At 55.8% G+C, this 7472-nt stretch carries 4 protein-coding genes and 1 pseudogene; all 5 read right to left on the bottom strand.

What is annotated here, in order from left to right; translation table 11 throughout:
* A pseudogene (locus BCL67_RS09970) lies at window positions 1-166 on the bottom strand (IS21 family transposase); the annotation flags it as partial.
* A gap of 157 nt (window positions 167-323) precedes the next feature.
* Window positions 324-2015 carry an AIPR family protein gene (locus BCL67_RS09965; protein WP_106123289.1) on the bottom strand — a complete coding sequence of 564 codons (1692 nt, stop codon included), beginning with the start codon at window positions 2013-2015 and terminating at the stop codon, window positions 324-326.
* Window positions 2016-2017: 2 nt separating this feature from the next.
* Window positions 2018-2995, bottom strand: a complete 978-nt coding sequence (locus tag BCL67_RS09960) for a PD-(D/E)XK motif protein (protein WP_106123288.1) — start codon at window positions 2993-2995, stop codon at window positions 2018-2020.
* Window positions 2988-5888, bottom strand: coding sequence for a Z1 domain-containing protein (locus BCL67_RS09955; RefSeq protein WP_106123287.1), 2901 nt, complete (start codon window positions 5886-5888; stop codon window positions 2988-2990). Before BCL67_RS09955 ends, BCL67_RS09960 begins: the two co-directional genes overlap by 8 nt.
* A gap of 29 nt (window positions 5889-5917) precedes the next feature.
* The gene (locus tag BCL67_RS09950) at window positions 5918-7390 is read right to left on the bottom strand and encodes an ATP-binding protein (protein WP_106123286.1); all 1473 of its coding nucleotides are present in this window, start codon (window positions 7388-7390) and stop codon (window positions 5918-5920) included.
* Window positions 7391-7472: the final 82 nt, after the last annotated feature.

Here is a 7472-nt window from a genome sequence, read left to right as displayed (position 1 = left end):
CAGCTCGAGTCGAGATATCATCCCACCGCACCCCGGCCGCATCGGCGGCCTCCAGCACCTCGGCAACACTGTTCCGCGAGATCTGTTGAGACGCCGCGATCGCCCTGCCGGACAGGCCCTCGGCCCGTAGCTGCAGCACGACCTTGGCTTTGATCTTCCTTACCATTGAACTACTCCTTCCGCCGGGTGCCCATTACACCCAGTGGAAGGAGCCTAAGCAGGTGGCTCCGAACCAAAATGACGATGGCTCCCACCACGTCCATCGCCGCAAACAGTCACTGGCGCCCAAACCCAATACGAATGGCCCTCAAAACCGCGAATATTCACTCGCGAGCAGCCTCACATGCGACGTCAATATTCTCCATGACACGCGCGTCGCAGGATTGCTCTCGCCAGATGGCTCCTAGATCGATCATGTGCTCGTCGAACATGTCCTGGAGATCGTAGAGGAACTTGCTCATCCCATAGGCGACGATATTGGCCAAGTAACCCGTGGTGTACCACGGGGCCTCCTGCACATGGCTCCGTGTGCTGCGGAACAGGATCAACCGGGCGATCAGGTCCCGATAGTAGGCGTCGTTGAACTGGTTCTCATCACGATTCCATTCTTTGGCGATCAACTCTGAGAAATACAAGAAGCTGGACTGGGCTCCCTTACTCACCACCTGAGGCGCGAATCGCCAGATGTTCTCGACCTTGGCGACCTCAAGCTTGTCGAACTTCTGACTCTTGGGATTATGGGCGTCGAACTCGCGCACGCGTGCACCGGATGTTCGAGCCCGCGCATTCTCGTATGCTCCGCGGGTTCTTTCGTAGAACCACCGGGTGTCGTACTGGACCTCCTGGGAGGGTGCAAGGACGTTCCGGCTTTGGCGGTCCAGCAGCTTCTGGAAGGGCGAATTGGAGGAGAAGTCCGACAGATTGACCTTGTTCTGACTGTTGGCGTAGCGAGCGATATCGGGAACGATCTCAGATGCACGTTCGTCATCGACCACTACAAGTTTCACTTGAACTGAGGCCCCATCGAGATTCGCGAGCTTGTCAGGATTTCGCTTCTTGTTCTGGTTGGCGAAATACCACATCGAGGCCGTCGTCTGGCCCCCATTCACGATCTGCCAATCTTTGAGGGACTTCAGGCGAAGAGCGCCGGCGTGCTGTTCTAGAGTGACGTCTGTGGCGGTGGTCGTGAGGCCATTGTTGAAAGCGAGGAACATGTCCGGGTCATTGTTGAGAGTCCACTGGATGCCCTTATTGACATTGCCTCGGGCGCTCAAGAAGCCGCGCACGTTGGACTCGAGAACCCGTGACCCGAAATCGTCATAGATGGAAGCCAGATGACGCCCCGAGATCGTGAAGAGGTAAGTCTTGATGCCATCCTCGGTGGTCCCTCCGTGCACACAGGGCACGCCCTCGCCTTCCTCCCCCAGGACGATTTCGATCGGCTCACGCTGTGAGCTGGAACTGACCGTGTTGTGCAGGCGTGCCGCGTCCCACACTCGAAAAGTCATGGTTGCGCTGCCAATGGTCGCAGGCTCAAAGGACAGCTGTTTCACACCCTGCGTGGCACTTGCATTGCTGACCACCTCAACCCGGTAGCGATCCGTGTCCGAGGATCTATCTCTGAAGTACTCTGCCAACTCGTAGGCAGGGGCACTTTCCTCCAGATGTGGCTGCAGGTCACCTGCTATAGCAAGCCTCACGAACTGCTCAGCACCAGCAACTGCGCGGTCAATCTCGGTTTTCTTGAGCGAAGAATCGACGTCTGGCGTATTCAGGACCACAACGATAGAGGTAGTTCCGTCAACGGGGTCCTCACCGACCGCCTCGATCGCCAGCTGGCGATTCCTGACACTCCTGGTGCGGGCGTGGAACACCTGGAGGTCCTGGACTATCTCCAGTTCCTCGAGAAGATCACACAATACGAGACCTATGGCCTCTTCGAAGGTGGTCAGGTCCGTCTCGGCACGGGTACGTCCATCATTGACCAGACCTGCTTGGAAGTGTGAGAAATTCATGATCACGTCCTCTTCGAGATTAACGCGTCCGGCAGTTCAGGGACGCTGAAAGCAGCCAGATCATTGGTGAGTACCTGGTAACTGATGTGCGAAACACCGGAGCGAAGGTCTCCGGGAACGATCCGAGGCATCCCGTCTCGCACTTCGTAATACTTAACAGAGGTGAGCTGGATAGGGATGTCCTCATACCTCGAATCAGAGCGGTCGAAGCCTACGGCCTCCAATTTCTGATGAAACAGCTGGACGGAGCCGTCGTCCAGCAACTTGGATTCAATCCGTTCCACCATCTCGGGCAACGTGGTCCCGTAACGGGAGTCCACGACTTGGGACGACCTCACGCACGCCAGATAGAGGGGTACATCTTTGGCTTCAAGCTGGTGTTCGTTGCTGATATGAAGTCTTTCTGAGTGCGGCGAAGTAGCCTTGCACTCGACCTGGAACCGCCCCGGCAACGAGAAGTCGTGATCGGCTCGTTCGGGCCCCGTCCAGGACGGAATGGCCTCAGGGCCGGCAAGCCCTCGATCGAGAATGACTCCCAGTATCTCTAGCTCCCCGAAGAGACCAAGAATCTCATCGTCGCTCATAAGGTCACGCCGCGCGGCAAATGCCTTGTTCCAGGCACGCAACGTGGACTCCACATGCACGAGTGCCGAGTCCTGATTCGCGCGCCAAAGTCTCCGCGCGAGATCACGAAAGAACGGCGCAGACTGAGCGGAGGCATCGGGTTCACGCTCGACTACATCGAGGACCCACCCTTTGCCTACTTTCCGGACATCACAACGCACCAGCTGCAAGGTTGTAGTGATCCTCGGACGACTCTCGAACGCGACACGGAGACCCACACGCTTGCTGCCGAAGCTTTGAAACCTCAGATCGATGAATTCCGCGTCGACGCGCTTCCCGACTCCGACGTCAGTACGGCGCAACTCGACAGCTTGGTCCACGAACCAGTCGAGGGTGGGCGTTCCAACTTCACTCATCGTCTCCAACAACTCCCTGTACTCGGTCCTCCTTGGCTAGGCCAGATTCCTGCATCCAAACACGATTGACAACATACTGCGTCTTTTTATTGCCTTCACGAACGGAACCGTCTGATTTCCTAAGCGCAGGGAATGTCAACTTTAGTCCAATGACAGAGTCTTCGGCCTCAATGTATGCACGGTCTGGTCTCAGGTCAGTTGATGGTGGATTTGACTCAATTATGTAGATCATCAGAATGGGGCGATCAATCACAGCACAGACGTCACTCTCACCGAGTTTTACATTCACTCCAGTTGCAAGTCCTGAGCGAACAGACTGTGTCGACGATCGAGCGGCTAGTCGCTCATTCCAGCGGACAACGGATCCGTTGTCGAGGTTTCGAGCGATGTCATACAGGTTGTCTCCCGAAGCCAAGCGGCGTTGGGCAAATTCGATATAGGGCCGCGAGGCATCAACTTTACTGGCCTTGTTGCGCCTAGTCGCGGAGATTTTTTTAATCTCCGGATGCACCTCCACAGTTGACCCCTGCCCTGACATGACGGCCACATCCCAATACTCACCGAGATCGGGATCCATTGACCGCACATACTCCGAGACGAATGATGCTCCCTCCGAGTTCCTGGCGAAATTCGCGTCCCCTGAACCTGGGACAAACGACCCAAAGAAGTCTTCGACTGCCAAACGACCGATCCGGGAGTAGGCGACGTGCGAGGCTGCACCCACAAGTTGCCTACTCGCGGGAAGGCCAGCATCACCTACCTCTCCCTCGCAGGCGGACAGAAGGTCGCGCAACGCCGATCGATTGCTGCTGGTGGACGCCTGATCTATGGCCGCGGTCGTAGTTTCAACCGATTGCCGGTCGAACGACAGGTCAACGGTCGCCTTATCGGCATGGCGCATCTTGTTTGCCGCCGTGACCTTGAGTGCCTCTGGATGCTTCTGGATCTTCAGGCCAAACTCCCGCGGCGTTAGGTGTGCCTGCCGCATCACACTGACGTCCCGTCGAATCTCAGCCAATGCGTCTGCCGTGAACAAGAACCAATCCATGACCTCAAGTGGAAGCCATATGCGCACCAGGTCCTTGTATGCGTCTCGGTAGCCGAACCATCGACCCATCTGCAGCAAGGTATCTGAAAGTTGAGTCCGCTGGTAGAAGTAACTGACCACTAGTCCATCGAGGGTCAACCCACGCGAGAGGATAGCCCCTCCGACCGCGATGAATCGACGTCCAGAATCATTCTGACTTCTAGACCGAACTTCTGCGCTCTGCGCCCGCTGCTTGGCGGTGTCGCCATTCACGAGTTCGGTCTCTATGGATTCAACTGCGTCTGGCAGCACTCTTGCTATGTCACTCCAGGTATACTTAAGGGTCGAATACTCCGTTGACCACCTGTTACGGAGGCGTTGCACCAACGCTGAACCCCCTGCGCCTTCGATCGACTCAGGTGTCATGTTTCGGATCACACTGACGACCGCTGAGAGATGTTCTTCCACCAGCCTGTGGACCTGAGATTGAACCTCGCGGTACCGGCTTACGTTGACGAGCATGGATCGAGGCGCCCTAGTTCCACTGTCAAGATCTGTCACGGCACAGGCGATGATGAACGTGTCGATCGCTCGCTCGAGACTCTTCGGAATTTCAGAAACTACATGCGTGGACTTATGACGGAATGGAAAAGTTGATTCTGCATCTTTCAGGTCATTTCTTGCATATTTATCTCGCGTCTCATCGCTAAAATAAGTTTGCACACCCAGGTAATTACTTGGCGCATACAGAGAATAAACAAAGTGGTGTGGAAAAAGATCACCCTCAGCATCGGGATTGATCAGGACGTTTGCGAAAGGTGTTGCCGTAAATCCGATGTAGCTGGTCCGCTCGGATCGGTCCAAGATGCTGCGAATAGCCCGATTCACGGCTGTGGCTTCTGCTTGATCTACTTTATTTGTGTTGACAGATGCATAATCTGATTCATCATCAATGAACATGAGGGGTGTCGAGAGGGTTCCGCCACCTGCCGCAGTCTTAAGCCAGGCCGCCACTTTCTCCAGGATTCTTGAGTTTTTCTTGACTACCAGGACGACAGGGGCCGTCACACTGCTGTCCAAGTCTCCGAGTTGCGTTCGATCAGACCCCGCGACGAAGTCCGACTCTACTGTTGTACCGGAAATGACGGACTGGTTTCGTTTCCGGATTTTTCCAACGCCACGGGGCTGATGGTGGGATTGATTGCGAGCATCTATATCGAATGATCGGCGGCCAATGAATCCGTCATCGACTCTCTCTTGAGTCTGGGAGCGCAAATCCTCGGTATGACCTCCAACCACAATGAACAGGCCAAAACCCGCATCTGCTGCCATGTTCATCAAACCGATAAAGTTTGACGTCTTGCCCGACTGAACATCGCCCATAACAAGTCCCTGACGGTGCCACTGCCCCTCGACGGTTGGGTCGCCAGCTAGGTCCAGGATGTTCTTCACATCGTCTTCCAGCGTCCTGATCATCTTGCTCGGACGATCTTCCACCTGCAACAGGCGCTTGTAAGTGCTCCAGAAACTCCAGTCAGAGGACTCTTGGGCCCACCTATCCTTGATCCAGGGCGAATAGTCGGCGGACACAACCGCCTCGCCGATCTCTTGGGTCGTATTCACCTGCGTAAGGAGCTCGCGAGTGACCGCATCCAGGAAGTCCGAAAGATCTGTTTCCGCAACATCGGCGAGGTCGTCGACAACAACTGCCAGCCTCTGAACCTTGGTGCGAAGCTCGTCTTCGGAAGGCGCTTCGCGATCCACCCTGTTGTCAACCCAAGCGTGCACCAGTGAAGTCAGCTCGCTGTATCCAGGTTGATCCTTAAACCTCTTCACACCTGTTGCTTCCGTCATATATTTGGCCATCCCGAGAATCCTTACGTTGGTTCCAGCATTCAGCGGCTTCTATCCGCCATAGCAATAATTTGGTCTAGATCCCGGCGGCCAGCGAATGGCTCCACCTGCTGCAGGACAGCTTTGACGGCTGGGGAATCTCCCCACTTGAGTTCGAGGGCGGCGGCCACGTCCAATGCATGTTGAATGAGGGCCTCCTGATTGTCGCGAGCTGGCACCTCGTCTTCTATCGACATGCGGCGTCTGATGTCGCCGTATGGAATGAGCAGCCCTAGATGCTTCAGCGCGAGAATCATCTTGTCCCTCTGAGTTTTCGAGAGATCGTTCAGAGCATCGTCGAGCACAGGGTGTTCAATGTTGGGCTCGTACCGGAAACCTCCACGCTCACTTACCGGAATCCATGCATATTCGACGTCAGGGTTGGGCACCCGCCGGCCACGATACGAGATGATTCGGCCGCTCTTTCTACTTCCAACTTCGTAAAATCTCATCAATTGACGACGCACTGATGCCGGAGGAACAACCTTGTTCTTCATAACGTCGAGTTGCCACTGGTCGTCCGAGGAGTTAGGCAGATCCACAAGGATCCTGCTGTGTTTGGTGGAGTCTCGCCGACCACCAAGGTTGGCCCACCCACCGTGACTGATGAGTCGTCTATTGCGGTAGAAATAGAATCCTTGAGCAGCGTACATGCCATCCCGGAGGTCCTCACGCTCGGCATCCGGGCCTGTGATCATCGAGGAGTCGGGCAATGTGAACGCCTGGACCTTGATCGTGTCATTGCCAATCTTTAGAGCTTCCGGCGATGTCATCTCCACAGCGCGGTTCTGGCGCAGGAAGGGGTCGATCGGTTGAACGGCGCGACCGTTCAAGACCATGGACAGCCGTCCTCGAAACTTATCCTCAGGCGCCAGCAGCCGATGAAATGTCAGTCCGAGGTGTGATCTCAATTCAGCAATCACCTCACCCATGCCCGCGGCGCCGCTCGGACGGCTCTCCATCAGTCGGTCAAGCTTCTGCCAGCAGACCAATGTTCCGAACTCCTGCTCTGAGAACTCCTCGAACCCCGGGACTTCACCCAAGTCCGACTCCTCGAGCCGCCTCACAGACCAGTCGTCGGACTCTCGTAACTCGTCGAGATCGAATCGAATTCCGTGCGTGACACCATCCCGCCGCGAAATAATTGTCAGACGTCGACACTGTGAAAAGCTGGCGGTCTTCAGGCCTAGACCGAATCGGCCAAGGTCATTCTCGCCCCGTGCGTCCACGCTTGATACGGCTGCGAGCTTCAGAGCCTCCACCATCTGGGTGAGACTCATGCCGTGACCGTTGTCAGATACCCATAGCCAGGCAGGCTCGTCACTGACATCACCGCGAACCTCGATCGAGCTTGCGCCTGCATCCAAGCTGTTGTCGACGATGTCTGCGACCGCTACGTCTGAGGTGTAACCCAATGCACGCATACTCTCCATGAGCTTGGGGCTTGGGCGAATCTGAAGGTGATTCTCGGACATCAGGCTCCACTTTGGTCATTGGTTCGATCAGTAAGCTAAATCGAATCATACGCATATGACACGTCCCACAGCAGGACCCCTT

The organism is Nesterenkonia sandarakina, from assembly GCF_003003175.1.
GTDB classification, from domain to species: Bacteria; Actinomycetota; Actinomycetes; order Actinomycetales; family Micrococcaceae; genus Nesterenkonia; species Nesterenkonia sandarakina_A.
Note: the sequence above shows the minus strand (reverse complement) of the source record. Positions and strands in the feature narration are given on the sequence as shown.

What these genes read in the sequence shown, in the direction of transcription:
- BCL67_RS09950 (WP_106123286.1), bottom strand. Translation starts at nt 7,390, where the DNA reads ATGTCCGAGAATCACCTTCAGATTCGCCCAAGCCCCAAGCTCATGGAG.
- BCL67_RS09960 (WP_106123288.1), bottom strand. Translation starts at nt 2,995, where the DNA reads ATGAGTGAAGTTGGAACGCCCACCCTCGACTGGTTCGTGGACCAAGCT.
- BCL67_RS09965 (WP_106123289.1), bottom strand. Translation starts at nt 2,015, where the DNA reads ATGAATTTCTCACACTTCCAAGCAGGTCTGGTCAATGATGGACGTACC.
- BCL67_RS09955 (WP_106123287.1), bottom strand. Translation starts at nt 5,888, where the DNA reads ATGGCCAAATATATGACGGAAGCAACAGGTGTGAAGAGGTTTAAGGAT.